The organism is Micromonospora alfalfae (assembly GCF_022230925.1).
Lineage (GTDB): Bacteria > Actinomycetota > Actinomycetes > Mycobacteriales > Micromonosporaceae > Micromonospora > Micromonospora alfalfae.
Map to the genome: position 1 here is coordinate 260,393 of NZ_JAKKFH010000062.1, position 26,286 is coordinate 286,678.

Annotated in this window: 18 protein-coding genes; 14 read left to right on the forward strand and 4 right to left on the reverse strand. The window is 70.9% G+C overall.

What is annotated here, in order from left to right; genetic code table 11:
- The first annotated feature begins 150 nt into the window (after positions 1-150).
- Positions 151-1,041, forward strand: a complete 891-nt coding sequence (locus MED01_RS34105; protein WP_238672609.1) for a hypothetical protein — start codon at positions 151-153, stop codon at positions 1,039-1,041.
- 133 nt (positions 1,042-1,174) lie between these two features.
- On the opposite strand, the gene MED01_RS34110 is transcribed toward MED01_RS34105, so the two are convergent.
- Entirely contained in the window at positions 1,175-3,883 is a 2,709-nt protein-coding gene (locus MED01_RS34110; RefSeq protein WP_238672610.1) for an MGH1-like glycoside hydrolase domain-containing protein, read from the reverse strand.
- A 42-nt stretch (positions 3,884-3,925) separates the two neighbouring features.
- Here MED01_RS34110 and MED01_RS34115 point away from each other — a divergent pair, with 42 nt between their 5' ends.
- The 12 genes from MED01_RS34115 to MED01_RS34170 all read left to right on the forward strand — a co-directional run bounded on the left by MED01_RS34115 (position 3,926) and on the right by MED01_RS34170 (position 21,149).
- Entirely contained in the window at positions 3,926-5,869 is a 1,944-nt protein-coding gene (locus MED01_RS34115) for an amylo-alpha-1,6-glucosidase (protein WP_238672611.1), read from the forward strand.
- Positions 5,870-6,005: 136 nt separating this feature from the next.
- Positions 6,006-7,340 carry a glycosyltransferase family 4 protein gene (locus tag MED01_RS34120; RefSeq protein ID WP_238672612.1) on the forward strand — a complete coding sequence of 445 codons (1,335 nt, stop codon included), beginning with the start codon at positions 6,006-6,008 and terminating at the stop codon, positions 7,338-7,340.
- An 83-nt stretch (positions 7,341-7,423) separates the two neighbouring features.
- Positions 7,424-9,100: a serine/threonine-protein kinase gene (locus MED01_RS34125; protein ID WP_308193593.1), complete on the forward strand. Its 1,677-nt coding sequence runs from the start codon at positions 7,424-7,426 to the stop codon at positions 9,098-9,100.
- A gap of 119 nt (positions 9,101-9,219) precedes the next feature.
- Complete coding sequence (locus MED01_RS34130) at positions 9,220-10,851, forward strand: serine/threonine-protein kinase (RefSeq protein ID WP_238672613.1); 1,632 nt, start codon at positions 9,220-9,222, stop codon at positions 10,849-10,851.
- Positions 10,852-10,954: 103 nt separating this feature from the next.
- Positions 10,955-11,764, forward strand: coding sequence for a metal-dependent hydrolase (locus tag MED01_RS34135; RefSeq protein WP_238672615.1), 810 nt, complete (start codon positions 10,955-10,957; stop codon positions 11,762-11,764).
- Positions 11,761-12,669 (forward strand): amidohydrolase family protein, encoded by a 909-nt coding sequence (locus MED01_RS34140; RefSeq protein WP_238672617.1) that lies wholly within the window; start codon positions 11,761-11,763, stop codon positions 12,667-12,669. Before MED01_RS34135 ends, MED01_RS34140 begins: the two co-directional genes overlap by 4 nt.
- Before the next feature lie 508 nt (positions 12,670-13,177).
- On the forward strand, positions 13,178-14,209 hold the full coding sequence (locus MED01_RS34145; RefSeq protein WP_238672711.1) for a LacI family DNA-binding transcriptional regulator: 1,032 nt from the start codon (positions 13,178-13,180) through the stop codon (positions 14,207-14,209).
- A 76-nt stretch (positions 14,210-14,285) separates the two neighbouring features.
- Positions 14,286-15,590: an ABC transporter substrate-binding protein gene (locus tag MED01_RS34150; RefSeq protein ID WP_238672619.1), complete on the forward strand. Its 1,305-nt coding sequence runs from the start codon at positions 14,286-14,288 to the stop codon at positions 15,588-15,590.
- A gap of 67 nt (positions 15,591-15,657) precedes the next feature.
- Entirely contained in the window at positions 15,658-16,626 is a 969-nt protein-coding gene (locus tag MED01_RS34155) for a carbohydrate ABC transporter permease (protein ID WP_238672620.1), read from the forward strand.
- 1 nt (position 16,627) lies between these two features.
- Entirely contained in the window at positions 16,628-17,515 is an 888-nt protein-coding gene (locus tag MED01_RS34160; RefSeq protein WP_112603369.1) for a carbohydrate ABC transporter permease, read from the forward strand.
- Entirely contained in the window at positions 17,512-19,743 is a 2,232-nt protein-coding gene (yicI, locus tag MED01_RS34165) for an alpha-xylosidase (RefSeq protein WP_238672622.1), read from the forward strand. The genes MED01_RS34160 and yicI overlap by 4 nt, the downstream gene beginning before the upstream one ends.
- Positions 19,740-21,149, forward strand: a complete 1,410-nt coding sequence (locus tag MED01_RS34170) for a GH1 family beta-glucosidase (protein ID WP_238672623.1) — start codon at positions 19,740-19,742, stop codon at positions 21,147-21,149. The genes yicI and MED01_RS34170 overlap by 4 nt, the downstream gene beginning before the upstream one ends.
- Before the next feature lie 110 nt (positions 21,150-21,259).
- Here MED01_RS34170 and MED01_RS34175 read toward each other — a convergent pair whose 3' ends face one another.
- Positions 21,260-22,444 (reverse strand): MFS transporter, encoded by a 1,185-nt coding sequence (locus MED01_RS34175; RefSeq protein WP_238672625.1) that lies wholly within the window; start codon positions 22,442-22,444, stop codon positions 21,260-21,262.
- 16 nt (positions 22,445-22,460) lie between these two features.
- Here MED01_RS34175 and MED01_RS34180 point away from each other — a divergent pair, with 16 nt between their 5' ends.
- Positions 22,461-23,522 (forward strand): LacI family DNA-binding transcriptional regulator, encoded by a 1,062-nt coding sequence (locus MED01_RS34180; RefSeq protein WP_238672627.1) that lies wholly within the window; start codon positions 22,461-22,463, stop codon positions 23,520-23,522.
- Positions 23,523-23,610: 88 nt separating this feature from the next.
- Here the strand turns inward: MED01_RS34180 and MED01_RS34185 are convergent, their stop codons facing one another.
- Both MED01_RS34185 and MED01_RS34190 read right to left on the reverse strand, forming a co-directional pair.
- Complete coding sequence (locus tag MED01_RS34185) at positions 23,611-24,204, reverse strand: nucleotidyltransferase family protein (protein WP_112583306.1); 594 nt, start codon at positions 24,202-24,204, stop codon at positions 23,611-23,613.
- A 267-nt stretch (positions 24,205-24,471) separates the two neighbouring features.
- Positions 24,472-26,151, reverse strand: coding sequence for a bifunctional 3'-5' exonuclease/DNA polymerase (locus MED01_RS34190; RefSeq protein ID WP_372493790.1), 1,680 nt, complete (start codon positions 26,149-26,151; stop codon positions 24,472-24,474).
- Positions 26,152-26,286 lie beyond the last annotated feature (135 nt).

Sequence of the window (26,286 nt, forward strand, 5' to 3'; positions counted from 1 at the left end):
GGGCGACAGAGCCACTCCTTTACGTTCCTGGGGACGAACCGACGCCAGCCCCGGGCGCTTGCGCCAGTCTTCCGCCGCGCCGCTGTGAGATAGACACGTCGACACTGACTGATACGCTGCCTCGCCTCACCCATCGAGGAGAACAGCCACGTGAAGAAACTGTCGAGCGTCGCGTCCGTACTCGCCCTCGCCGTTGGTATCGCCGTCGCCCCGGCGGCCGCTGCCTCCGCCGCCACCGATCGGAGCGGCGCGGAACGGCTGAACATCCCGAACAGCAGTGCGTGCAAGGACGGCCGCACTGTCATGCAGGGCATGGTGGCGGGGCCGGGCGGCCAGCTCTACATCATCTTCACGAAGGCGGCCGGCGCGGAGCCGGTCCTGTCCCGGTGGCTGCGCGACGGCTCGACCTGGGACGGCGCCAGCTGGGTCTGCGCCGGGGCCCCCACCTCCATACCGACGCTCGGCCACGGCAACGACCTCGCCTACAACGCGAACTATCTGGGCCAGGGCCCGGCACTGATTGCCACCCAGGGAAGCCAGTCCGCGTTTCTCAGCGACAAGGTGACGATCGTGCGCCTGAACGCCGACGGATCTGTCGGCACGACCGGGGAGGTGCGGCTGCCGATCGGCAACATCAGCGGCCTCTGCTACAGCGCGACGGCAGCCGGCGGAGCCGGCAAATACGCGGCCCGCCGGTTGGGCAGCCTGTGGACCCATCCCGGCGCTGGCGCCCTGACCAGTGGATGGACGCTGGTCAAGAGCAACCTGACCAGTCACGACAATCGTTCGGACCAGGGCATCGACTGCTCCGAGAACTACATCTGGAACACCAAGTCGATCAACACCTCAACGCCGACCACCGGGTGGAACTGGGTGTACCAGTACAACTGGTCCGGCGGCGACGTGGAGAGCGACATCGGCATTCCGGGAAACAACCTGACCGACGAGATCGAAGACGTCACCCATGTCGGCAGCGAATTCTTCGTGGGCATCAACCGCAACGACGGGCTCGCCGACTCCGTGAAGGTACTCACCGAATAGTGGCGACCCCTCGACACGTCGTCACGGCATGACCTCGTACTGCCACACAGCCGCCGTGTTCCGCAACGCGCGGCAGCCCAGGTCTCGGCGACCCTCAAGTTGTCGAGAACGCAGGGTTGGTCGACCAGGAACGTCAGCGGCGCAGGGTGAGGATGAGGTCAGCGACGAGGGCCGTCCAGCCGGTCTGGTGCCAGGCGCCCAGGCCGGCCCCGTTGTCGCCGTGGAAGTACTCGGGGAAGGCGATCAGGTCGCGCCAGTCCGGGTGGGTCTGGAACATCTGAGCGGCACCGTAGATCGGCCGTCGACCCCAGTCGTCCTGGGTGAAGAGCGAGATCAGCCGGGCGGAGAGGTCGTCGGCGATCTCGTCCAGGGTGTGCTTCACCCCGGAGCGGGTCGGGTACTCCACCTGAAGGTCGTCGCCGAAGAACGCCGCGTAGTCGCGCAGCGCGCTGATCAGCAGGAAGTTCGTCGGCATCCAGATCGGACCACGCCAGTTCGAGTTGCCCCCGAACAGCCCGCTCGTCGACTCGGCCGGCTCGTAGCCGACGGAGAACTCCTGCCCGCCCAGGGTGACCGAGAACGGCTTGTCCAGGTGCGCGCGGGACAGCGTACGGAGGCCGAAGTCGGAGAGGAACTCGTCGGGGTCGAGCATCCGGGCGAGCAGGCGGACCACCTGTTCCGGGCCGACCATGGACAGCAGCCGCTGCTGCCGGCCATCGGGGCCGAGGCGACGGGTGCCGATCACCTGGGCGTACTCCGGGCGGTTGGTGAGGAACCAGCGCAGCCGGGCGCCCAGCTCCGGTAGGTGGTGCAGGGTCCGAGCGGTGAGCCGGGTGGTGGCGGCCAACGGCAGCAGCCCGACGACGGAGCGGACCTTCAGCGGCACCTTCGTGCCGTCGGCGAGGCGCAGCACGTCGTAGAAGAACGCGTCCTCGTCGTCCCACAATCCCTGCTCGTACGCGGCGGCGGCGATGTAGGCGAAGTGCTCGAAGAACTTGGTGGCGGTGTCCACCCAGGTCCGGTCGTGTTCGGCGAGCACTATCGCCATGTCCAGCAGGTTGAGCGCGTACATGCCCATCCAGCCGGTGCCGTCGGACTGCTCCAGCACCCCGGCGACCGGCAGCGCCGCCGAGCGGTCGAACGGCCCGACGTTGTCCAGCCCGAGGAAGCCGCCCTCGAAGACGTTGTTGCCGCCGGTGTCCTTGCGGTTGACCCACCAGGTGAAGTTGAGCAGCAGCTTGTGCATCACCCGGGCCAGGAACTCGTAGTCCCGGCCGCCGTCGATCTCGAACACCTTCAGCGCCGCCCACGCGTGCACCGGCGGGTTCACGTCGCCGAACGCCCACTCGTACGCCGGGATCTGCCCGTTGGGGTGCAGGTACCACTCGCGGAGCAGGAGCAGGATCTGCTCCTTGGCGAAGCCCGGGTCGACCCGGGCGATGCTCACGCAGTGGAAGGCCAGGTCCCAGGCCGCGTACCAGGGGTATTCCCACGGGTCAGGCATGGAGATGACGTCGAAGCTGGTCATGTGCCACCAGGCGCTGTTGCGCCCGTGTCGACGCCCGGCCGGCGGCGGTGTCGAGCCCGGGTCGCCTTCGAGCCAGCGTTTGACGTCGAAGTGGTAGAACTGCTTGCCCCACATCAGCCCGGCGATGGCCTGCCGGGCGACCAGCGCCTCGTCGGGTGTGGCAGCCGGCGGGATCACTGCGGCGAAGAACCGGTTCGCCTCTGCCCGCCGCGCCCACACCACTGCCTCGAAGCCGTCGCTGAGGTCGGCCGGGGGCGGCGGCGCGGCGGCCGGCGGCGACGCGGTACGGGTCAGCCGCAGCCGGATCTGGCGCTGCCCGCCGGCCGGCACGTCGAGCACGTAGTGCAGCGCGCCCTTGGTGCCCTCCCGGGCCGGGTTGACGGTGGCCGCGCCGTTGACGACGTGGTCGTTGATGCCGTCCTTCGGATACGGGGAGCGGCCGGGCAGGCCCCAGAGCCGCTCGGCGTTGGTGTCGTTGTCGCAGAGCAGCGGCACCGGGCCGCCGTCGCCTTCCAGCAGCAGTTGGCCGAGCACCCGGTGCTCGCCGACGAGCCGGGTGCCCTGGCCGGTCAGCCGGGGGATCCGGTCGCCGCCGGGCAGGCCCCAGGACCAGGTGTTACGGAACCACAGGGTGGGCAGGACGTGCAGGGTCGCCGCCTGGTCGCCCCGGTTGGCGACGGTCACCACCATGCAGAGGTCGGTCGGGGACGCCTTGGCGTAGTCGACGGTCACCGCCCAGTACCGGTCGTCGTCGAAGATCCCGGTGTCCACCAGCTCGTACTCGGTGTCGTCGCGGCCGCGCAACGCGTTCACCGCGACGAGTTCGTCGTACGGAAAGGCGGCCTGCGGGTAGTGGTAGCGCCAGCGCATCCAGGAGTGGGTGGGTGTGGAGTCCTCGTACCACCAGTACTCCTTGGCGTCCTCGCCGTGGTTCCCGCCGTCGCCGCCGAGGCCGAACATCCGCTCCTTGAGGATCGGGTCCTTGCCGTTCCAGAGGGCCAGGGCGAACGCGAAGGTCTGTCGTTCGTCGCAGACGCCGGCCATCCCGTCTTCATTCCACCGGTAGGCTCTGGACCGCGCGTGGTCGTGCGGGAAGTAGTCCCAGGCCGTACCGTGCTCGCTGTAGTCCTCCCGTACCGTCCCCCACGCCCGTTCGGACAGATAGGGACCCCATGCACGCCAGTCCTGCTCCCCCGAGTCAGCCTGGGCGAGCCGGAGCCGCTCAGCGTCGGGTGGCGAGGCGTCGGAGGACGATCGGTCAGTGATCACGTGCACATCTTTGACGTCGCCGCGGTACTTGACCACAGCGGCCATTCTCGTCGTGGCGTGTTACACCCCGCCGCCGGTGGAGGAAAGTTGATCGACATTCACTTCGGCCCGCAGATCTGCGGCGACCTGACCAGCGCCGCCAGCCGGGAGTGGCTGGTCCCCGACGGCCTCGGCGGCTATGCGATGGGCACCGTCGGCGGGCTCCGGACACGTCGCTACCACGGTCTGTTGGTGGTTCCCGGCGAAACGCCGGCCTCCCGCCAGGTGGGACTGGTCAGCCTCGATCCGGCGGTCACAGTGCCGTCCGGCGCGCGGGTGCGCCTCGGCGCGCACGAGTGGGCCTCCGGCGACGTGGACCCGCGCGGCTTCGAGCTGTTGGAGCGCTTCGACCTGGTCGACGGGCTGCCCCGGTGGCGGTGGCGGATCGGCGCGGTGGTGATCGAACGGGAGCTGGCCATGCTGCCCGGCCGCTCCTGCGTCGCTGTGGTGCACCGGCTGGTCGCCGGAGGTCCGGTCCGGCTGGAGCTGTCGGCCGCCTGCACCTGGCGGGACGCGCACGGAGAACGACGGGCCGACGGCCCGATCCCGCAGGTCGAGGCGGTGGCCGACGGCGCGGTGGTCGAGGGCGCGTACCGGCTCGCCGGACCGGGCTGGTCGCCCGAGGGGCAGTGGTGGCTGGGCGTGCACCACCGCGAGGAGGCCAACCGGGGGCTGCACCCGGACGAGGACCTCTGGTACGCGGGCCGCTTCTCCGGTGAGCTGGAACGCCCCGGCGACACCCTGTCGGTGCGGGCCTGGGCCGGTCGGCTCGACGAGGAGCCGCCGCCGGCCACTGAGATAGTGGCGACCGCGAGGCGGCGCAACCGGCGGGTGGTGGCCACGGCGAAGCCAGCCGACGACGTGGACGCCACACTGGCGCTGGCCGCCGACGCGTTCGTGGTGCGCACCGACCAGGCGGCGGTGGACGTGGTGGCCGGCTACCCGTGGTTCGGGGCGTGGTCGCGGGACACGATGATCTCGTATGAGGGGTTGTTCCTCTGCACGGGTCGCGCCGACGAGGGCCGCGAGCTGCTGCGGGCGTACGCGGCGACGCTGTCCGAGGGGATGCTCGCCAACACGGCCGACACCGGTCGGGTGGAGTACAACACCGTCGACGGCACGCTCTGGTTCCTGCACGCGGTGAGCCGGCACGTCACAGTCACCGGCGACACCGACCTCGGCGACGAGCTGCTGCCGGCGCTGCGCGCGGTGATCGACGCTCACACCGCCGGCACCCGGTACGGGATCCGGGTCGATCCGGCCGACGGGCTGCTCACCCAGGGCGCCGCCGGCACCGCGCTGACCTGGATGGACGCCCGGGTGTACGGGGTGCCGGTCACCCCGCGGACCGGCAAGCCGGTCGAGGTCAACGCGTTGTGGATCAACGGGCTGGCCGGGCTCGCGGAGCTGACCGAGCTGGCCGGGCAGGACGCCGACGAGCTGTGGCGACGCCACCGGCAGGCCACCGCCTCGTTCCGGGAGCGGTTCCCGGCACCGACCGGCTGGCTGCACGACGTGCTGGACGCGCCCGCTCCGGCGTACCCGTTGGGTGGCGCCGCCCTGCACGACGACGACGCGTTGCGCCCCAACCAGCTGCTGGCCTGGTCGCTGCCGTACGCGCCGATGGAGCCGGACGAGGCGACGCTGCGACGGGTCGGGGGCGGGCTGCTCACCCCGCTCGGGCCGCGCAGTCTGGCCCCGGATTCCACGGAGTTCGTGGGCCGGCACCGGGGCGGCCCGGCCGACCGGGACGGGGGCTACCACCAGGGCACGGTCTGGCCGTGGTTGCTCGGCCCGTACGTGGACGCCGCCCGCCGGGGGAAGATGTCCGTCGATGACGTATTCGTTGGCATTGAGTCCCATCTGATGGAATTTGGGTTAGGCTCGGTGAGCGAGACGGCCGATGGCCTCGCGCCGCACACCGCTACCGGGTGCCCGTTCCAGGCATGGTCGGTGGCCGAGCTGCTGCGGGTGCGGCGAAAGAGCCAGTAGCGCTTTACACGACCGCAACGGTGGTGTCGCCGCTGGTTATCGCGATCCCGGCAGGATTGGCCTCGATCCAGACGCGACGGCGACATCGATTCGGTGTCGGTCGGCGCGCGCCCGGGGACAACTCAAAGGGGGCCGCATGTCACTCGATGCCCACGTGATCGACATCAACCCCGCCCGACAGCTGCGGGTGCTGATGCTCTCCTGGGAGTACCCGCCGGTGCTCGTCGGCGGTCTCGGTCGACACGTGCACGCCCTCTCCGTCGCCCTCGCCGCCGCCGGCCACGAGGTCACCGTCGTCACCCGCCACAGCGACGGCGCACCCCTGGAGGAGTACGCCGACGGCGTACGCATCCTGCGCGCCCCCGAGGACCCGGTCACCTTCCCCCTCGCCACCAACTCGCTGCTGGCCTGGACGATGGCCTTCAACCACACCCTCACCCGCACCGCCCTGCGCGCCACCGAGGCCGGCTCCTACGACGTCATTCACGCCCACGACTGGCTCGTCGCCCACACGGCCGTCACGCTCGCCGAGCACCTGGACCTGCCCCTGGTCACCACCATGCACGCCACCGAGGCCGGCCGGCACCAGGGCTGGCTGCCGGAGGAGATGAACCGCACCATCCACGGCGTCGAGCACTGGCTCAGCGGCTCATCCATTCGGGTGATTGCCTGCTCCGGGTACATGCGCGACCAGGTGACCGCGCTGTTCGACGTACCGGCCGCCCAGGTCGACGTGGTGCCCAACGGGGTCGACGACAGGGCCTGGCGGGCCCGACCCAGAGCGGTCGCGTCGGCCCGAGCACGCTTCGCCGGAGACGGCCCGTTGGTCGGGTACGCCGGACGGCTGGTCTACGAGAAGGGCGTCCAGCACCTGGTGCACGCCGTACCCCGGCTCCGCGAACGACACCCGGGGCTGCGCGTGGTGATCGCCGGCGACGGCCCGTACCGCACCGAGTTGGAGGCGCAGGCCCGGCGACTGGCGCTCAGCTCGACCGTCCGGTTCACCGGTTTCCTCGACTCCACCCAACTACCGGCGATGCTCGGCGCCACCGACGCGACTGTGGTTCCCAGCCTCTACGAGCCGTTCGGCATGGTGGCGCTGGAGGCGGCGGCCGCCGGAGCGCCCCTCGCCGTGGCCCGTACCGGCGGCCTCGCCGAGATCGTCGAACCCGGGGTGACCGGGGTGACGTTCCCGCACAGCGACCCGGATGCGCTCGCCGGCGCGGTCGGTCAACTGCTCGGCGACGAGGTCTTCGCCAGGCGGCTGGCCCGCCGGGCCCGCACGATGGTCGGCGAGCGGTACGGCTGGGCCACCATCGCGGCCCGCACCGCCGCCAGCTACGCCGCCGCTCGCCGCGAACACGGCCCCGTGCAGGCCCGACGTGCGGCCGCCAGGTTGAGCGGCGGGCGGGCCCGGATCGCCATCCCGGAAGGGAACCTGCTCACCGCCGCCCACCACGCCGCCTGCTGAGCCGAGTCGGACGACCGATAGGTGACTTCCGATCCGCTGGTTAGGGTGTAGCCCGGACAGCGGCTGAGGAGGAGCGTGCACAGGTGCTGATCGCCGGTCGGTACCGGCTGCTCGACCTGGTGGGTCGCGGGGGCATGGGTCGGGTGTGGCGCGCCCGCGACGAGATGCTGCACCGCGAGGTAGCGGTCAAGGAGATCGTTCCACCGAGTTGGCTGGCCGATCCGGAACGGGCCGAGGCGCGCTCGCGCACCATGCGGGAGGCACGCGCCGCGGCCCGACTCAACCACCCCGCCGTGGTCCGGCTCTACGACGTCGTCGCGGTCGAGGGCAGCCCATGGATCGTCATGGAGTACGTCCCGTCCCGCACCCTGCAGGATGTCGTGGACGCCGAAGGGCCACTGGAGCCGTCCCGCGCGGCCCGGATCGGGCTGGCCGTGCTCGACGCGCTGGAGGCCGCGCACACCGCCGGGGTGCTGCACCGCGACATCAAACCGCAGAACGTGCTGGTGGCGCACGACGGACGGGTGATGCTCACCGACTTCGGGCTGGCCACCTTCGACGGCGGCGACGGCGCGATGACCCGCCCCGGCATGGTCTTCGGCTCCCCGCAGTACGTAGCCCCGGAGCGGGCCGCCGAAGGGGTGTCAACGGTGGCCGCCGATCTGTGGTCGCTCGGGGCGACCCTGCACGCCGCTGTGGAGGGGCAGTCCCCGTACGCGCGCAGCACCGCGATGGCCACCCTGAGCGCGCTGGCCGCCGGTCCGCCGGACCCTGCCCCGCACGCCGGGGCGCTCGCGCCGGTGCTTGACGGGTTGCTGCGCCGCGACCCGCGCGAGCGCCTCGACCACGAGACGGCCCGTCGGCTGCTCAGGACCGCCGCGGCCGGCCGCGCCGACCCGCCGTCGGCGAGCGACAGACCCTCGGCCGACGGGCCGGTGCCACTGCCGGTTGGCCAGCCCGCCACTGACGACCCCGACGACCTGGACCCCACGGTTCCGCTGCCCGACCCGGCCGCACCCGGTGACGCCTCCCCCGGGCCGGCCCCGGATCCGGCGGCCGTCGGGCGTACCGCGCGTCGGGTGGCGGTGGTCGCGGTGGCGCTGCTGGTGGCCGTCGTGGCCGGCGTCGCCACAGCGCTGACAGTCGCCGACGACAAGCCCCGCGACACCACCGGCTGGTCCACCCCGGGGCCGAACCGCCCGCCCAACGGCGGGCCACTCGGCCCCGGCCCGCCCCCGAGGGGGCGGAACGTCCCGCCGCCCCCGTTCGCCTGTGTCCGCCCGGACGTCGTCGGATCGCCCGTGCAGGCCGGCGCGCCGACCCCTGGCGACGAACTCCGGCCGCCGCCCGGCTGGGTCTGGTACGCCGACACCGCCGGCTTCCGGGTCTCCGTACCGGCGACGTGGGTGTTCTCCCGCGACGGCACCGTGGCGTGCTTCCAGGACCCGGCGACCGGCCGGGCCTTCAGCGTCGCGGAGGGCGGCGCCGCCGATCCCCTGAAGCGTCTGCGGACCGCCCGCGAGACGGCGGCCGGGGAGGGCGCCCTGCCGGGGTACGACGAGATCCGGCTCGCCACGGGCGACGACGGCGCCGAGTGGGAGCTCCGCTGGCAGACGCCGCACGGCACGTGGCTGCACGCCCGACAACAGGTCCTCGGCGGCGACCGGTGGACGCTGGGTTGGATCACCCGGGACGAGGACTGGGCCGGGGCCGCCGCCGACTGGCAACTGGTGCGAAAGAGTTTCCGACCACCCCGCTGACCTGCACCGTATGGCCATGATCCGGACCACCGTCCGTCGTGGATCGAGGCCGCTCAGTGGATGAGAAAGCCGGCATTGGTGGCTATCGTGGATCCCGGGGTGACCGAGGGGGAGCGACCGTGCATCAGTTGCTGATCGCGGGTCGGTACCGGCTGCTCGACCTGGTCGGCACCGGCGGAATGGGCCGGGTGTGGCTTGCTCGCGACGAGATGTTGCATCGCGACGTGGCGGTGAAGGAGATCGTGCCGCCGTCCTGGCTGGCCGAGACCGAGCGCGAGGAGCTGCGGCTCCGAACCCTGCGTGAGGCACGCGCCGCCGCCCGGCTCAACCATCCCAACGTGGTCCGCCTCTACGACGTGGTCCACGACCGGGAGAGCCCCTGGATCGTGATGGAGTACGTGCCGTCGCGATCGGTGCAGCAGATCATCAGCGCTGAGGGGCCGCTGAGCCCGCAGCGCACCGCCCGGATCGGGCTGGCGGTGCTCGCCGCGTTGCGGGCCGCGCACGCCGCCGGGGTGCTGCACCGCGACGTGAAGCCGCACAACGTGCTGGTGGCCGACGACGGGCGGGTGGTGCTCACCGACTTCGGGCTGGCCACCTTCGACGGCGGCGAGGGTGTGATGACCGGGCCCGGAACGGTGCTCGGCTCGCCGCAGTTCGTCGCCCCCGAACGGGCCCGCGAAGGGGTGTCCGACGCCCGCACCGACATGTGGTCGCTGGGCGCGACGCTCTACGCGACGGTCGAGGGCAAGTCACCGTACGCGCGGTCGAGCGCGATGGCGACACTCAGCGCGCTGGCCACCGAACCACCGGATCCGATGCGTCGAGCCGGCCCGTTGCGTCCCGCCCTCACAGGCCTGTTGCAGCGCGACCCCTGGCGGCGGTTGACCGCCGCCGAGGCGGAGCCGCTGTTGCGCAGCGCCGCGGCGAGCGTCGACGAGCCCGCCGGGTCGGTCCGCTCCTCGGCGGTCGCGGCGATCCGCAGCGCCGGGCGGGCCATCACGCCGCACCCTGTCGAACCGGTGGCCCCGTCGGACGAGCCGGCCACGCCGACCCCGACCCCGCGCCCGCGGCGTCCACCTGGCCGGCGAGGGCGGCTGCTCGCCCTGGGTGGTGTGGCCACCGCCGTGCTCGTCGCCGGTGGCGTCACGCTGGCGCTGGTCAACCGGCACGATGATCGAACCCCACCGTCCGGCTCGGGTGGTGGCGCGACAACCTCCCGGCCGGCGGCGTTCGCCTGCACGTCGTCCCCGCCCCCGTCGGCGACCCCGGTGGTGGCGGTGTCACCGCCACCCGACGTGAAGTACGGGCTGCGCGAGGGCTGGACCTGGTACGACGACCCGACCGGGTTCCGGATCGCCGCGCCGGTGGGGTGGGAGCGCTGGGCCGAGGGCCCGGTGACCTGCTTCCGGAAATCCGGCGGGTCCCGGGTGCTCAGCGTCGAAGCGGGGCCGGCCCGCCCGGATCCGGTGGCGTACTGGAAGGCCGAGGAGGCCCGGCTGACCGGGAGTGCCGCGCTGCCGGGCTATCGCAAGGTGGACATCTCCGCGATGGACATCTTCGAGGGCGGCGCGGTGTGGGAGTGCGGCTGGCAGAACGCCGTCGGCGTTCCGGTGCACAGCTTGAGGCTGTTGGCCAACACCGCGACCGACCGTTCCTACACCGTCTCGTGGTTGACAGAAGAGTTCGACTGGCAGGTCAACGCGGCATACTTGCCGATGATCCGGCAGAGCTTCACCCCCACCCTGTGATGCGGTCCGATGTGGACCTTCCGGGTGATGCCCCTGCGGCGCCGACGCTGACTACAGTGGCGTAGTTTTGGGCGCTCAAGATCCCTGGGGAGGGTGAGCCGAGATGATGGGACCGCAACACGCGCTGTCCGGCGCGGCGGTGTGGCTGGCTGGCTCCTGGGCACTGGAGCAGTTCGCCGACTACCACCAGTCGCCGCTCGCGTTGGCGGTGGGCACCGCGGTGTGCGCCGGTGGCGCGCTCTTTCCCGACCTCGACATGTCGGGCAAGGTGACCAAGAACCAGGGTGGGGCCACCGTGGCCCGCACCTTCGGAGTCTTCTCGCTCTTCGCCGCCGAGGTGATGGAGAAGATCTCCCTCGGGGTCTACTACGCCACCAAGCTCAGCAAGGACCCACGCCGCAACAACGGGCACCGGACGCTGACCCACACGCTGCCGTTCACCGTGCTGGTCGGCTGGGGCACCACAGCGCTCTGCGCCGCGTACGGCAAGTGGGCGGTCATCACCATCCTGTTCTTCATGTTCGGCCTGGCGTTGCGTGGGCTGTTCGACGAGTGGGCCGAGCGGGCCGGGTGGGTGATCATCACCCTCGCGTCGGCCGGCGCGGCCTGGTTCACCTTCGCCAACCTGCCGGGCGGACGCGGCTATCCGCTGATCGGCACCGCGCTGGGCGTGGGCTGCTTCGTGCACATCCTCGGCGACATGATCACCAGAGCGGGTGTGCCGATCCTCTGGCCGATCCCGATCAAGCGGCGCATGTGGATGATGATCGGCCTGCCGAACAGCATCGCCCTGCGCGTCGGCAGCAAGGCCGAAGTGGTCGGGATGCGCATCGCACTGACCGTCGTCTCCGCGCTCGCCACCGTCGGCCTGATCGCGCCCTCGGTGCTGAGCCGTTTCGACATCGACATATGACCGATCCGGCGTCGGCGATCCCGCCGGTCGAGGACGAACGCGTACCGGAGTTCTGCCGCGCCCTCGGGTTGCCCGGCCTCGCCGACGTGCACGTGCACTTCCTGCCGCCGCGCCTGCTGCGTCGGGTGTGGGCCTACTTCGACGCCGCCGGGCCGCTGGTCGGCACCGAGTGGCCGATCCGCTACCGGTGGAGCGACGCCGACCGGGTCGCGCACCTGCGGCGGATCGGGGTGCGGGCGTTCAGCGCCCTGGCGTACGCGCACCGACCGGGCATGGCGGCGGAACTCAACCGCTGGACGCTGGACTTCGCCCGCGACACCCCCGGATGCCTGGCCTCGGCCACGTTCTATCCGGAGCCGGAGGCCCCCGGGTACGTCGAGGCGGCCCTCGCCGAAGGTGCCCGGGTGTTCAAGCTGCATCTACAGGTCGGCGGTTTCGCGCCAACCGACCCGGCGCTGGACCCGGTGTGGGGGATGCTGTCCGACGCGGGTGTGCCGGTGGTGGTGCACGCCGGGCACGCACCGGTGGGGACCTCCCACACCGGGCCGGAACCGTTCGCCGCCCTGCTCGCCCGCCACCCTCGGCTGACCGCCGTGGTGGCACACATGGGCGCCCCGGACTACCTGGCCTTCCTGGACCTTGCCGAGACGTACGAGCGGGTCCGACTGGATACCACAATGGCGTTCACGCCCTTCTTCGACCAGTTCGTCGCCTTCCCCGCCGAGGAGCTGCCCCGGTTGCGCGACCTGGGGCTGGCCGGCAAGGTGCTGCTGGGCAGCGACTTTCCGAACATCCCGTACCCGTACGCCGACCAGGTGAGCGGGCTGGCCCGACTGGACCTGGGCGACGACTGGCTACGCGCGGTCTGCTGGAACAGCGCCGCCACCCTCTTCGACCTGCCCTGACCCGCGACCGCCGCGCCCCGCGCACTCACCTCCGCCCCACGCCCCCACGCCCCGCGCCCCGCGCCTGCGCCCCCGTCCCCATGCCCGACGCCCGACGCCCGACGCCCGACGCCCGACGCCCGACGCCCAAGATCGTGCTCGATCCTTGATGTAGTGGCCTCTGCGTCGACCCGAGGGGACTACATCCAGGATCGAGCACGATCTTGCTGTCGCCCCCCTCACCGGCGGCCAAGATCCGCGCAACGTCCCGGATGGCGCCGCCCCTGGCGGGTTGGAGGCGGCACCATCCCCGATGTTGCGCGGATCTTGGCCGCGCCCCTCACCGACCGACAAAGGCGCAGCGCGGGCTGGACGAGGGCCGAGCGTCCTCCTGAATTCTTTTCGACATCGGCTATTGACGTCGCCGTAACAGGTGGCCTAGCGTCCTGTCGAACCGCTTCGTCGAAACGCTTCGACGAAGTTCGGGAGCGGTCCCACCCCAGGCCGGAGGAGGTGCGCGGTGGCCACCATGCATGACGTCGCCCGCCTCGCGCAGGTCTCGGTCAGCACAGTCTCGTACGTGCTCACCGGCACCCGCCCGATCTCGCAGGCCACCCGCAACAAGGTTCTCGCCGCGATGGCGCAGCTCGACTACCAACCCAACGCGATGGCCCGTGGGCTGGCCAGTCGCCGTAGCCGGATCCTCGGCCTGCTGATGCCGATGGACGAACGCGGCCTCGGCGCCACCGAGACCGCCTTCGTCACAGGTGCCGCCGCCGCGGCCAGCGTCGCCGGCTACCACCTGGTGCTCTCGCCGGTCGGCGGAGGCAACCTCGACGACCTGCGTCGGCTGGCCAGTCAGCGGATGCTCGACGGGGTCGTGCTGATGGAGGTCCAACTGGCCGACGAGCGGGTCACAGTGCTCCAGGAGGCGGGGGTGCCGCTGGTGCTGATCGGCCGCACCGGCGACACCAGCACGCTCTCCTACGTCGACATCGACTTCGACCAGACCGTCCGGGAGGCCGTCGCGCACCTGGTCAGCCTCGGGCATCGGCGCATCGTCTACGTCAACCACTCGGCCGCCACGTTGGCCAGCGGTTACGGGCCCGCGCTGCGTACCCGCGACGCCTTCACCGCGGCGATGACCGGGCACGGCCTGGAGCCGGTCATGATCGCGGCCGAGGACAGCGCCGCCGGCGGGCGGGCCGCCCTGGCCGCCGCGTTCGCGCAGGCCCCGGAACTGACCGCGGTGTTGGCCATGAACGAGACGGCGATCTTCGGCATCCTCGGCGAGCTGACCGGCCGCGGGTTGTCAGTGCCCGACGACGTCTCCGTCGTCTCGATGGTCACCTCGCCGCAGGTCGCCGAACTGGCCACCCCGGCGCTGACCGCCATGACGTCACCCGGTTCGGCGCTCGGCCGGATCGCGATCGAGGCGCTGACGCGCCACCTTGATGGCCCCGCTGACCTTCGTCACCAGCAACTGCTGCCGTGCACGTTGGAGATCCGGGGGTCGACCGCCGCGCCCCGACGCCACCAACCGGTAGGGGCCGATCAGTAAATGGCCCGCCGCCGCGCTGCAACGCGACGACGGGCCCCGTGAAGTACCGGCTAGATACTCAACGAGGAGGATGCTAATGCAGCGATTCCGCCGGCTCGTCGCCGCGATCGCCCTGGCAGCGACCGCGACAACCACAGTGGCCGCCTGCGGCGGTGGTGACAACGGGGACAACAGCGACGCCAAGACCCTCAAGCTCTGGCACTACGAGAGCGAGAACAGCGCCATGGGGGTCGGCTGGAACCGGGCGATCGAGATCTTCAAGTCCGAGCACCCGGGCGTCGAGGTGCGCTTCGAGCGCAAGGCGTTCGAGCAGATCCAGCAGAACGCGGGCATGATCATCAACTCGTCCGAAGGCCCGGACATCATGGAGTACAACAAGGGCAACGCGACCGCCGGGCTGCTCTCCTCCCAGGGCCTGCTGGCCGACCTGAGCAGCGAGGCCGACAAGCGCGGCTGGGCCGGCAAGCTCAGCCCCAGCCTGCAGACCACCGCCCGGTACAGCGACAAGGGCGTGATGGGCTCCGGCAAGTGGTTCGGCGTGCCGAACTACGGCGAGTACGTCACCGTCTACTACAACAAGGACCTGTTCCAGAGCAACGGCGTCAAGGTCCCGACCACGATGGCCGAGATGACCGCCGCGATGGACACCTTCGTCGGCAAGGGCATCACCCCGCTGGGCATGGCCGGCGCCGAGTACCCGGCCGGGCAGCTCTTCTACCAGCTCGCCCTCTCCAAGGGCGACAGGCAGTTCGTCGACAACTACCAGCTCTACAAGAACCCTGTCGACTTCAAGGCCGACCCGCTCAAGTACGGCGCGGACACCTTCGCCCAGTGGGTGCAGAAGGGCTACGTCGCGAAGAACTCGGCCAGCCTCAAGGCCGAGGACATGGGCACGGCCTTCATCGGCGGCAAGGTTCCGATGATCGTCTCGGGTAGCTGGTGGTACGGCCGGTTCAAGACCGAGATGAAGGCCAACTGGGACACCTTCCTCTTCCCCGGCAACACCCTGCAGGCCGGCTCCTCCGGCAACCTCTGGGTCGTCCCGGAGAACAGCAAGGCCAAGAGCCTGGCGTACGACTTCATCGACATCACCCTGCGTCCGGAGATCCAGGACCTGATCGGCAACAACGGTGGTGTTCCGGTCGCCGCTGACGCGTCGAAGATCAGCGACCCGAAGGACCGCAAGCTGATCGAGGACTTCAACACGGTCAGCAAGTCCGACGGGCTCGCCTTCTACCCGGACTGGCCGGTCCCCGGCTACTACGACGTGCTGGTCTCCGGCTTCCAGGGTCTGATCAACGGCTCGAAGTCGCCCGACCAGGTTCTCGACACGATCGCCAAGCCGTACGCCGATGGCGTCAAGGAGATCACCGGCAAGTGACACGGCGAGCGGGGGGCGCGACCGGCACGACCGGCGCGCCCGCCCGCCCCGCCGGGAAGGATCTTCCATGGCAGTCTCCGAGACGGTCGCCGCCACACCGCCGGCCGCGACCCCCACCCCGCCCGCGCCCAGCCGCAGACGCCGCGGCCGCAACGCGGCGTACTGGCTCTACCTGCTCCCCGGAGCGGTGCTCTTTCTCCTGGTCATCGGCGCGCCGCTGGTCGGCACCCTCTACCTGTCACTGACCAAGTGGTCCGGCATCGGCGACCCCCGGTGGGTCGGCCTGGACAACTACCAGGCGTTGCTGCAGGACGACGTGTTCTGGGCGTCGTTCCGCAACACCGTCTGGATGCTCGTCGCGATGGTGGTGGTGCCCACAGTGCTCGGGCTGCTGCTCGCCGCGGTGCTCTTCGACGTCATCGGCCGCCGGTTCAAGCCCCGCACCGCCGCCGCGCTGCGGGCCGCGTTCTACCTCCCGCAGGTGCTGCCCGTCGTGGTGGCCGGCATCGTCTGGGGCTGGATCCTGCGCCCCGACGGCGCGTTCAACAGCCTCCTCGACGCTGTCGGTCTCGGTGCGTTACGCCACGACTGGCTCGGCGACCCCGGCACCGCCCTGCCGGCCGTGATGGCCGTGATGATCTGGGTGCAGATCGGCTACCCGGTGGTCGTCTTCATGGCGGCGTTGCAACGGGTCGACCCCGAGCTGTACGAGGCGGCCGAGGTCGACGGCGCGAACTGGCTGCACCGGTTCCGGGCGATCACCCTTCCGCAGATCCGCCCGGAGACTTTCGTGGTGGCCCTGACCTGCACCATCGCCGCGTTGAAGGTGTTCGGTCCGATCTTCGCCCTGACCCGGGGCGGCCCGGACAATGCCACGAACGTGCCGTCGTACTTCGCCTACTACACGTTCTTCAAGAAGCTGCAGGTCGGCTACGGCTCCGCGATCTCCATGGTGCTGACACTGATCATCGTGGTGGTGGCCGGGGTCTTCATCTGGATGCAGGCCCGCAGCGAGCGCCGGGACCGGGGGTTCTGACATGGCCGTCACGCTCACACCGAGCACGGTGCCGGTGACGCCGGCCCGGCCCGTACGCGATCGACACCACCGTGGCGTCAGCCGCTGGGTGGTGCTCGCCCTGGTCACCCTCGGCGCGCTCGTCATGCTGGTGCCGTTCGCGTTCATGCTGCTCAACGCGTTCAAGTCGCCCGGCGACTACTCGTCGGGCGGCCCGCTGAGCTGGCCGACGGAGTTCTACACCAAGGGTCTGCGCACGTACTGGACCGAGGTGAACTTCCCGCTGAAGTTCTGGAACTCGGCGGTCATCGCCGGCTCGGTGGCAGTGCTCGGCGTCGCCGTGTCGCTGCTCAATGCGTACGCGCTGGGCATCGGCCGGGTCCGGGGCCGGCTGTGGATCGTCGGTCTCTTCCTGCTGGCCAACATGCTGCCGCAGGAGGCGCTGATCTACCCGCTGTACTACGTGGCGAAGCAGGTCGGCCTCTACAACACCCAGCTCTCGGTGATCATCATCTTCACCGTGATCCAGAGCGCGTTCGGCACGTACCTGCTCGCCTCGGTGATGGGCACGTTCCCGCGCTCGCTGCTGGAGGCCGCCGCGCTGGACGGCGCCGGCAAGTGGACCGTGCTGTGGCGGGTGGTCTTCCCCAACCTGCGGCCCACCCTCGCGGTGCTGCTCATCTTCTTCTTCATCTGGACGTGGAACGAGTTCCTCATCCCGCTGGTCATGCTGATCGACAACCAGACGCAGACCATTCCGGTCGCGCTCGCGTCGTTGCAGGGCGACCGGCTGATGGACGCTCCGACCACAAACGCCGGCGCGCTGATCAGCCTGGTGCCGGCCATCCTCTTCTTCCTCATCTTCCAGCGCACTCTGGCGCGCGGCATCACGGCAGGAGCCGAGAAGTGAAGTTCACCGACGGGTACTGGCAGCTGCGACCCGGCGTCAGTGTCCTGCGCCCCGGCGTCGTGGAGTCGGTTGAGCCGGACGAACGCGGCTTCACCGTCTTCGCGCCGACCGGTCAGATCACCGGCCGCGGCGACACCCTCAACCGCCCCCTGGTCACCGTCCGGTTCTTCTCCCCCGCCCCCGGCGTCATCGGAGTGACCATCGCCCACCACACCGGAGGGCTGCCCCGCGAGCCGCACTTCGGGTTGAGCACCGACGAGACGCACCCGGTCACCGTCGACGTCACAGGGCTCAGCGCGACGCTGACCACCGGTGAGTTGACCGCGCGGGTCGCGCTCATCGACGGGTGGCGGGTCGACTTCCTGCACGGCGACCGGCTGGTCACCGCATCCACCGCACGCAGCATCGGCGTCGTCACCGACGCCGAGGGCCGCCGGCACGTGCACGAACGGCTCGCCCTCGGTGTCGGCGAGACGGTGTACGGGTTGGGCGAGCGCTTCGGCCCGTTCGTCAAGAACGGGCAGACCGTCGACATCTGGAACGCCGACGGGGGCACCGCCAGCGAGCAGGCGTACAAGAACGTGCCGTTCTACCTGAGCAGCGCCGGCTACGGGGTCTTCGTGGACCACCCGGAGCACGTGTCGTTCGAGGTGGGCTCCGAGGTGGTCACCCAGACCCAGTTCAGCGTCGAGGGTCAGTCGCTCACCTACTACGTCATCGACGGGCCCCACCCGAAGGACGTGCTGCGCCGGTACACCGCACTCACCGGCCGTCCGGCCCGGATCCCCGCCTGGTCGTACGGCCTCTGGCTGTCCACCTCGTTCACCACCTCGTACGACGAGAAGACGGTGACCGAGTTCGTCGACGGGATGGCCGAGCGCGGGCTGCCGCTGTCGGTGTTCCACTTCGACTGCTTCTGGATGCGTCAGTTCCACTGGGTCGACTTCGTCTGGGACCCGGCGACCTTCCCCGACCCGGAGGGGATGTTGCGCCGGTTGCACGAGCGCGACCTGAAGGTGTGCGTCTGGATCAACCCGTACATCGCGCAGCGCTCGTACCTCTTCGAGGAGGGCCGCGAGGCCGGTTACCTGGTGCGCAACCCGGACGGTTCGGTCTGGCAGTGGGACAAGTGGCAGGCCGGCATGGCGCTTGTCGACTTCACCAACCCGGACGCGGTCCGCTGGTTCACCGGCAAGCTCAAGGCCCTGCTGGACATGGGCGTCGACTGCTTCAAGACCGACTTCGGCGAGCGCATCCCGACCGACGTGGTGTGGCACGACGGCTCGGACCCGCAGCGGATGCACAACTACTACTCGTACCTCTACAACAAGGCGGTCTTCGAGCTGCTGGAGACCGAGCGCGGCGAGGGCGAGGCGGTGCTGTTCGCCCGCTCGGCCACCGTCGGCGGGCAGCAGTTCCCGGTGCACTGGGGCGGCGACTGCGAGTCGACGTTCGTCGCGATGGCCGAGTCGCTGCGCGGCGGGTTGTCCCTGGCGGCGTCCGGCTTCGGCTACTGGAGCCACGACATCGGCGGCTTCGAGGGCACTCCCGACCCGGCGGTGTTCAAGCGGTGGGTCGCCTTCGGGCTGCTCTCCTCGCACTCCCGACTGCACGGGTCCGGCTCGTACCGGGTGCCGTGGGCGTACGACGAGGAGGCCGTGGACGTGCTGCGGCACTTCACCCACCTCAAGCTCGGCCTGATGCCGTACCTGGCGGCCGCCGCCCAGGAGGCACACCGCGACGGTACGCCGGTGATGCGGCCGATGTTCCTGGAGTTCCCGGACGACCCGGCGACGGCCCACCTGGACCGGCAGTACATGCTCGGCCCGGATGTGCTGGTCGCCCCGGTGCTCAGCGCCGACGGCGACGTCACGTACTACGTACCCGCCGGCACGTGGACGCACCTGGTCACCGGCGCGCAGGTCACCGGCCCGGCGTGGTTGACCGAGAAGCACGGCTTCGACAGCCTGCCGGTGCTGGCCCGACCGGGCGCTGTCATCCCGTTCGGCTCGCGCACCGACCGACCGGACTACGAGTGGGCCGACGATGTGCGGCTGCGGGTGTACGCACCGACCGAGGGGCAGCGGACCCGGGTACGGGTACCGTCACCCGGCAACGGGCCGGGCGCCGAGTTCGACGTGCGCTACGAGGGCGGGACAGCCAGCGCCGAACTGGTCGCCGGCACCTCGACGGGCTACATCTGCGAGATCCAGGGGACGGAACGATGACGCAACACCACTTCCCGGAGAGCTTCGTCTGGGGGTCGGCGACTGCCGCGTACCAGATCGAGGGCGCGGCGACCGAGGACGGGCGCGGAGCGTCCATCTGGGACACCTACAGCCACACACCGGGTCGGACCCTCAACGGTGACACCGGCGACGTGGCCGCCGACCACTACCACCGGTGGGCCGACGACCTCGGGCACATCGCCGACCTGGGGCTCGGCGCGTACCGGTTCTCCATCTCCTGGCCCCGGGTGCAGCCGGGCGGCTCGGGCCGGTTCAACCAGGCCGGCATCGACTTCTACTCGCGGCTGGTGGACGGGCTGCTGGAGCGGGGTGTCCGCCCGGTGGCCACCATGTACCACTGGGACCTGCCGCAGGAGTTGGAGGACGCCGGTGGTTGGGCGTCGCGGGAGACCGCGTTGCGCTTCCAGGAGTACGCGGCGGGCATCGTCGGTGCGCTGGGCGACCGGGTGCACACCTGGACGACGCTCAACGAGCCGTGGTGCTCCGCGTACCTGGGCTACGCCTCCGGCGTGCACGCGCCGGGGCGGACCGAGCCGGCGGCGGCGCTGGCCGCGGTGCACCACCTCAACCTCGCGCACGGCCTGGCCGGTCGGGTGGTCCGGGAGCTGGCCCCGTCCGCCGAGCTGTCGGTGACGCTGAACCTGCACGTCATCCGGGGCGCGTCCGACTCGGCCGCCGACCAGGACGCGGTCCGGCGGATCGACGCGTTGGCGAACCGGGCGTTCCTCGGCCCGATGCTGGACGGGAAGTACCCGGCCGACCTGCTGGCCGACACCGCCTCGGTCACCGACTGGTCGTTCGTCCGCGAGGGTGACGAGAAGCTGATCGCGGTGCCGCTGGACGTGCTCGGGGTCAACTACTACTCCAGCACCCTGGTCCGGGCGTGGGACGGGGTGTCGGCGCGCTCCGACGCCGACGGGCACGGCGCGTCGACCTCGACGCCGTGGGTGGCTGCGGAGAACGTCGACTTCCTGCCGCAGCCCGGCCCGTACACGGCGATGGGTTGGAACATCGACCCGCCGGCGCTGACCGAGCTGCTGCTGCGCCTCCAGCGTGAGTACCCCAGCCAGCCCATGATGATCACCGAGAACGGCGCGGCGTTCGACGATGTGGTGTCGGCCGACGGCCGGATCCACGACGACCGGCGGATCGACTACCTGCGTCGGCACATCGGCGCGATGGCCGACGCCCGCGCGCAGGGCGCTGATGTGCGCGGCTACTTCGTCTGGTCGTTGCTGGACAACTTCGAGTGGGGCTACGGCTACGACCGTCGCTTTGGCATCATCCGGGTCGACTACGACACCCAGGTACGCACCTGGAAGGACAGCGCCCACTGGTACCAGCGCCTCGCCGCCACCGGCGAGCTGGACCAGGCGCAGGACTGACCGTTCGCGCGTCGCCGTCACCGCCCGCCGAGGGCTGGTGGCGGCGTCGCCGTTTCGGCACCCTGACCTGCACTCCGCCGCCCGGCTTGCCACCGGGAACGGCGTCCGTCTCAGGCGTTGGTGCGGCGGGCACGAAGCCCGCCCCACAGCAGCACAAGGCAGACGCCGATCAGTACCGGCTCGAGGGCGAAGGCGGTAACCAGCCCGTACTGGTCCGCCAGGTTGCCGAGCAGGAAAGGGGAGACGCCGGCGACCACGCCGAGGATCAGTTGCGAGCGGGCGTTGGCCCGGTCCTCGTGTCCGCCGGCCGCGCCGAGGGTGAGCGCGAGCGAGAGCGGATAGAGGTTCGCGATGCCCACCCCGCACAGGAACAGCCCGAGGACGGCAAGAACCGGCTGGTCAGTCAGCCAGAACAGAACGAAACTGGGGCCGGTGATCGCCAATGAGGCGTACAACAGCGCGACGCTGCGGCCGGGGCGGCGGGTGAGCCGCGCGCCGAGCAGGCGACCGATCAGGATACCGAGGTAATTGCTGCTCAGCGCGGTGCTGGCGGCGGCGGCGGACATGCCGGCGTGGATGAGCAACTGGGGGCCGAAGTACACCAGACAGAACTCGATCGCCGAACTGACCGCGGTCAGCACGGCGAACAGCCAGCAGGCCACCGGCAAGCCTCCGGCTCCCGCCGCGGTGGCGGGTTGAGGCACCGCCGGTAGCGGTTGGCGGCGGTAGCGCAGGTACAGCACCAGGAGGACGGCGGCCGGCAACGCGAACGTGGCGCGCCAGCCCACCGCGCTGGCCGCCAGCAGGCCGAGGATCAGCGGAGCGAACACCGCGGACGCGCCCGCACCGACGTTGGCCTCGGTCAACGCTCGGTCCCGCCGATCACCGTGTCGGTCGGACAGAACCGCCTGAACCACGGTGAGCATCGTGGTCCCGGCCAGACCGAGCACCACGGCGCCGAGCAGGGTGGCCGGTACGCCCCCGCCGAGGGTGAACAGACCTGCACCGATGACCGTGGCGGGGGCCGAGCACCACAACAGCACACCCCTCGCCAGACGGCGAGCCGCCCACACGAACCCAACTGCGGCGAGGGCCGCGCCCGCCGCCAGGAGCAGCTCGTACACGCCGAGCAGTGTGTAGGAAAATCCCCACTCCTCCCGCAGGAGGGTCAGTGCCGGTCCGAAGGCGTACAGCCAGAACGTCCAACAGGCCAGGGCGGCGTACGAAAGCACAGTCGGCGAATCCCGTACGAACGTCCCGGTCTCGGTCTGCTGCTGCGTTGTGTATCGATACACAGATAGAGTCTGTGCCATGAAACGCCCTGCCGACAACCCCAAGCGGCCGACGCTGCGACAGGTGGCGAGCGCTGCCGGCGTCTCACCGATGACGGTTTCCTACACCTACTCCCAGCCTGGAAGGGTTTCCGCCGAGGCTGCGGCGAAGGTGCGCGCGGCGGCGCAGAAGCTGGGCTATCCCGGGCCACACCCGGCCGCCCGCGGGTTGCGCCGTGGGCGGGTCGGCACGCTCGGCGTCGTGCTCGGTGAGCGGTTGAGCTACGCCTTCGACGATCCGCAGGCGGCGCGCTTCCTCGCCGGAGTCTCCGACGTGTGCGCCGCCGAGGGCGTCGGACTCACCCTGGTCCCGATCACCGGTGCGCCCACCGACGCCCAACGTGTCGCGCAGGCAGCCGTGGATGGGTTCGTCGTCTGGACCACCAGCGACGACGATCCGGTCCTGGACGCCGTCGCCGGCACCGGGCTGCCCGCAGTTGTCCACGCCGGGCCGCACGGGCGGGGAATGCCGGTGGTCGGCATCGATGACCGGGACGCCGCCGCCGCCATCGGGCAGGCTGCGTTCGTCACAGCCCGCCGCCCGATCGTGCTCAGCTTTCCGCTTGACCGGGGACGCACCCGCCAACTGCTCACCGGCAGCGACGTGGTCGATGCGAAGTTCCCGGTCACCCGCCAGCGGTGGGAGGGATTTCGTGACGCCTGGACGCGCGCGGGCCACCCGGCCACCCAGCTGCGACTGGCTGTCTGCCCGGTGAACCACAGCGCCGAAGGGGAAGCCTTCGCTCTTGAGCTGCTACAGGGCGCCGAGCCACCGGACGCCATCGCCGCGATGAGTGACGAACTCGCCCTCGGGGCCCTGCGGGCCGCTGCACGAGCCGGCCTGCGCATTCCCGACGACCTGACTCTGACCGGCTGGGACGACGCGGACGCCGCCGCCGACGCCGGACTGACCACTTTGGCCCAGTCCCTGCGCGACCAGGGCGCACACTGCGCGCGCATAGCGCTCGGGGAGTCCACCGACGCTTCGACGCGACACCGGTGGCACGTCGTGGAACGGTTGACCACCCGCCGTCCACACTGACGCCGGCACCGCGACATTCACTGGAAGCCGACCAGCCGTTCCGGAGTTCCGGCTGTCCGGGCGGCGCGGGCCGCAACATGTGGGCGGGCTAGACGCCGACCCGTTGCGGCGGGACGGTGAGGCCGTAGAGCTCCATCAGTTCGGGGGTGTCGATCCGGCTGCCGTCGGCGACCGAGTCGCAGGCGATGTCGACGATCTGGTCCTTGTGCGCCAACAGGTACGGCCGGGCGCCCACGTCGGCACTGGCCAGCGTGGCGATGCCGGGCCAGTGCCGGCGGCCGAACAACATCGGGTAGCCGCGCAAACCGTCGTAGGTGGCGCAGACCAGCACGTCCGGGTACGGCAGCGCGGTCACCCGGCTGACCGCCGTGGCGGTAAGGCCCGGCATGTCGACCGGGACCACCACCACCGCCTCGATCCCCTCGTCGTCCATGGCGGCCAGGCCGGCCCGGATGGACGAGCCGACTCCGGTGCCCCACGCCTTGTTGATCACAACGGTCGCCTTGCCCAGGTCGGCGGCTTCCTGGACCTGCTCGGCGGCAGCGCCCAGGACGACCACGATCTGCTCGCAACCCGCCTCGGTCATCGTGTCGATCATCTGATTCACCAGGGGCTTGTCACCCTGGTGCAGCAGCGCCTCGGGACCACCGATCCGTCGTCCCCCGCCTGCGGCGATGATCATTCCTGCGATCCGGTTCAGCTGCGCCCCCTCCAGCACGGGACGGACCGTGTCCGATCCGTCCCCTCCTACGGACACTGCAACGAGGACGGCCAGTCGGGGGTGGCGGGGCGAAAAGGAGAAATAGCACAACCGTTATACACCGGACCGTGGCAGCGCCCCCGCACCGTCGCCGCCCCCTGCCGAGAGGCGTTGATCAAGTGATGAAAAGTAGGTCAGGAGAGCTCCTGGAACCTACTTTTCATCACTTGATCATGGCAAGAGCAGGGGTCAGGCGGCGTCGGCGTAACAGTCGACGATGGACAGATCTAGCGGAAACCGGACCGGCGTCGCACCGAAGAGCAACGCGGAGGCGCGCTCCCCGGACCGGTTGACAGCCTCGGCGACCGCGTCGGCCTGATCCGCCGGCGCGTGCACGACCACCTCGTCGTGCTGGAAGAAGACCAGCTCGGCGTCGGTGCCGGACAGCTCCGTCCGCAACGTGGCCAGCAACGTGGAGGCCCACTCCGCCGCCGTGGCCTGGATGACGAAGTTACGGGTGAAGCGCCCCCGGGACCGGGCGGCCCGCGCCCGCGGACTGTGCGGATCACCCGCCCCCTCCGGATCGGCGGGCTCGTCGTCGAGATCACCGAACCCGGCCGAGCCGGGCGGACACGTCCGCCCCAGCCACGACCGCACCAGCCCACCCGTCTCACCGGTACGCGCCGCCGCCTCGACGTAACCGAACGCCGTCGGGTAGCTGCGCTTCAGCACCGCCAACGCGGGCACCGCAGCCCCGCCGGTCTGCCCGTACATCGCGCCGAGCAGGGCCACCTTGGCCTTGGCCCGGTCACCGCCGAACGAGTCCCGGGCCAGGGCCGCGTAGAGGTCGCCGGCACCGCCCGCCGCCGCCAACCGCGCGTCGCCGGAGACCGCGGCCAGCACCCGTGGTTCCAACTGCCCGGCGTCGGCGACCACCAACCGCCAGCCCGGATCGGCCACCACCGCCCGCCGGATCACCTTGGGGATCTGCAACGCTCCACCACCCCGGGTGGCCCACCGGCCCGAGACGACACCAGCCGGCACGTACTCCGGTTGGAACCGGCCGCCCCGCGCCCACTGATCGAGCCAGGACCAGCCGTGCGCCGTCCAGATCCGGTAGAGCTCCTTGTATTCCAGCACCAGCGGCACCGCCGGATGGTCCACCCCGCGCAGCACCCACGCCCGGGTGTTTGGCAGCTCCACCCCGACCCGGGCGAACGCCTTCAGCAGCTCCGCCGGGGAGTCGGTGTGCAGGCCGCGTACGCCGAGCGCGTCGGCGATCCGGCCGGCCAACTCGGCGAGTCGGCGTGGCGGACCACCGACCGGGGACGCCTCGCCGAGCAGCTCGTGCAGGATCTCGTTGTGCACGTCGGCACGCCAGGGCAGCCCGACGACGCCCATCTCCGCCGCGATCAGCGCGCCGGCCGACTCCGCGGCCACCAGCAACCGGAACCGGCCGGGGTGCTCGGTCGCGGCGACGCGGGTGAGCTGGTCGGCGTACACCTGGGTCAGTGCCTCGATGCCCGGGCCCGACGGACCGGGCACCGTGTCGAAGAGCGCGCCCTGCCCGTGCCCGGGCGGTGCGGCGGCGCGCGCCGGCGGGTCGGGCGGCACCGCCGCGCCGGTCAGCCGGGCCCAGGCGGCGGCCAGCGAGCGGGGCTCACCCCAGCGGCCCACGTGCCCGAGCAGCAACGCCTCGGTCAACTCCACGTCGTGACACCGATCGACCCGGACGCCGGCGCGCAGCAGCGCCGGGTAGAGCGCCGTGGCGGTCGCCCAGACCCAGCGCGGGTGCTCGGCGGCCTCGCGGGCGGCGACCGCGGCGACGAGATCGGTGACCACCTCGGGCGGGCCGGTCGGCCGGCCGGTGGCGTCCAGCGGGCACAGCACTCCCCCACCCCGCTCGTCGGACACCACCGCCACCAGCACGAACGTGATTCTGCCTCCCCCGTCCGACAGAAACGGAGGCGCACCTCACCAAGATCGGGTCGGTGGGGTGTCACTGCCGGTCGGTAGCGTGATCGGGTGCCTCCGCAGATCCCGCATCCCGATCCTGGCACCCCC

Coding starts and splice junctions, on each gene's coding strand:
- MED01_RS34110 (WP_238672610.1), bottom strand. CDS start 3,883: ATGGCCGCTGTGGTCAAGTACCGCGGCGACGTCAAAGATGTGCACGTG.
- MED01_RS34120 (WP_238672612.1), top strand. CDS start 6,006: ATGTCACTCGATGCCCACGTGATCGACATCAACCCCGCCCGACAGCTG.
- MED01_RS34135 (WP_238672615.1), top strand. CDS start 10,955: ATGATGGGACCGCAACACGCGCTGTCCGGCGCGGCGGTGTGGCTGGCT.
- MED01_RS34140 (WP_238672617.1), top strand. CDS start 11,761: ATGACCGATCCGGCGTCGGCGATCCCGCCGGTCGAGGACGAACGCGTA.
- MED01_RS34145 (WP_238672711.1), top strand. CDS start 13,178: ATGCATGACGTCGCCCGCCTCGCGCAGGTCTCGGTCAGCACAGTCTCG.
- MED01_RS34150 (WP_238672619.1), top strand. CDS start 14,286: ATGCAGCGATTCCGCCGGCTCGTCGCCGCGATCGCCCTGGCAGCGACC.
- MED01_RS34155 (WP_238672620.1), top strand. CDS start 15,658: ATGGCAGTCTCCGAGACGGTCGCCGCCACACCGCCGGCCGCGACCCCC.
- MED01_RS34160 (WP_112603369.1), top strand. CDS start 16,628: ATGGCCGTCACGCTCACACCGAGCACGGTGCCGGTGACGCCGGCCCGG.
- MED01_RS34170 (WP_238672623.1), top strand. CDS start 19,740: ATGACGCAACACCACTTCCCGGAGAGCTTCGTCTGGGGGTCGGCGACT.
- MED01_RS34180 (WP_238672627.1), top strand. CDS start 22,461: ATGAAACGCCCTGCCGACAACCCCAAGCGGCCGACGCTGCGACAGGTG.
- MED01_RS34185 (WP_112583306.1), bottom strand. CDS start 24,204: ATGATCATCGCCGCAGGCGGGGGACGACGGATCGGTGGTCCCGAGGCG.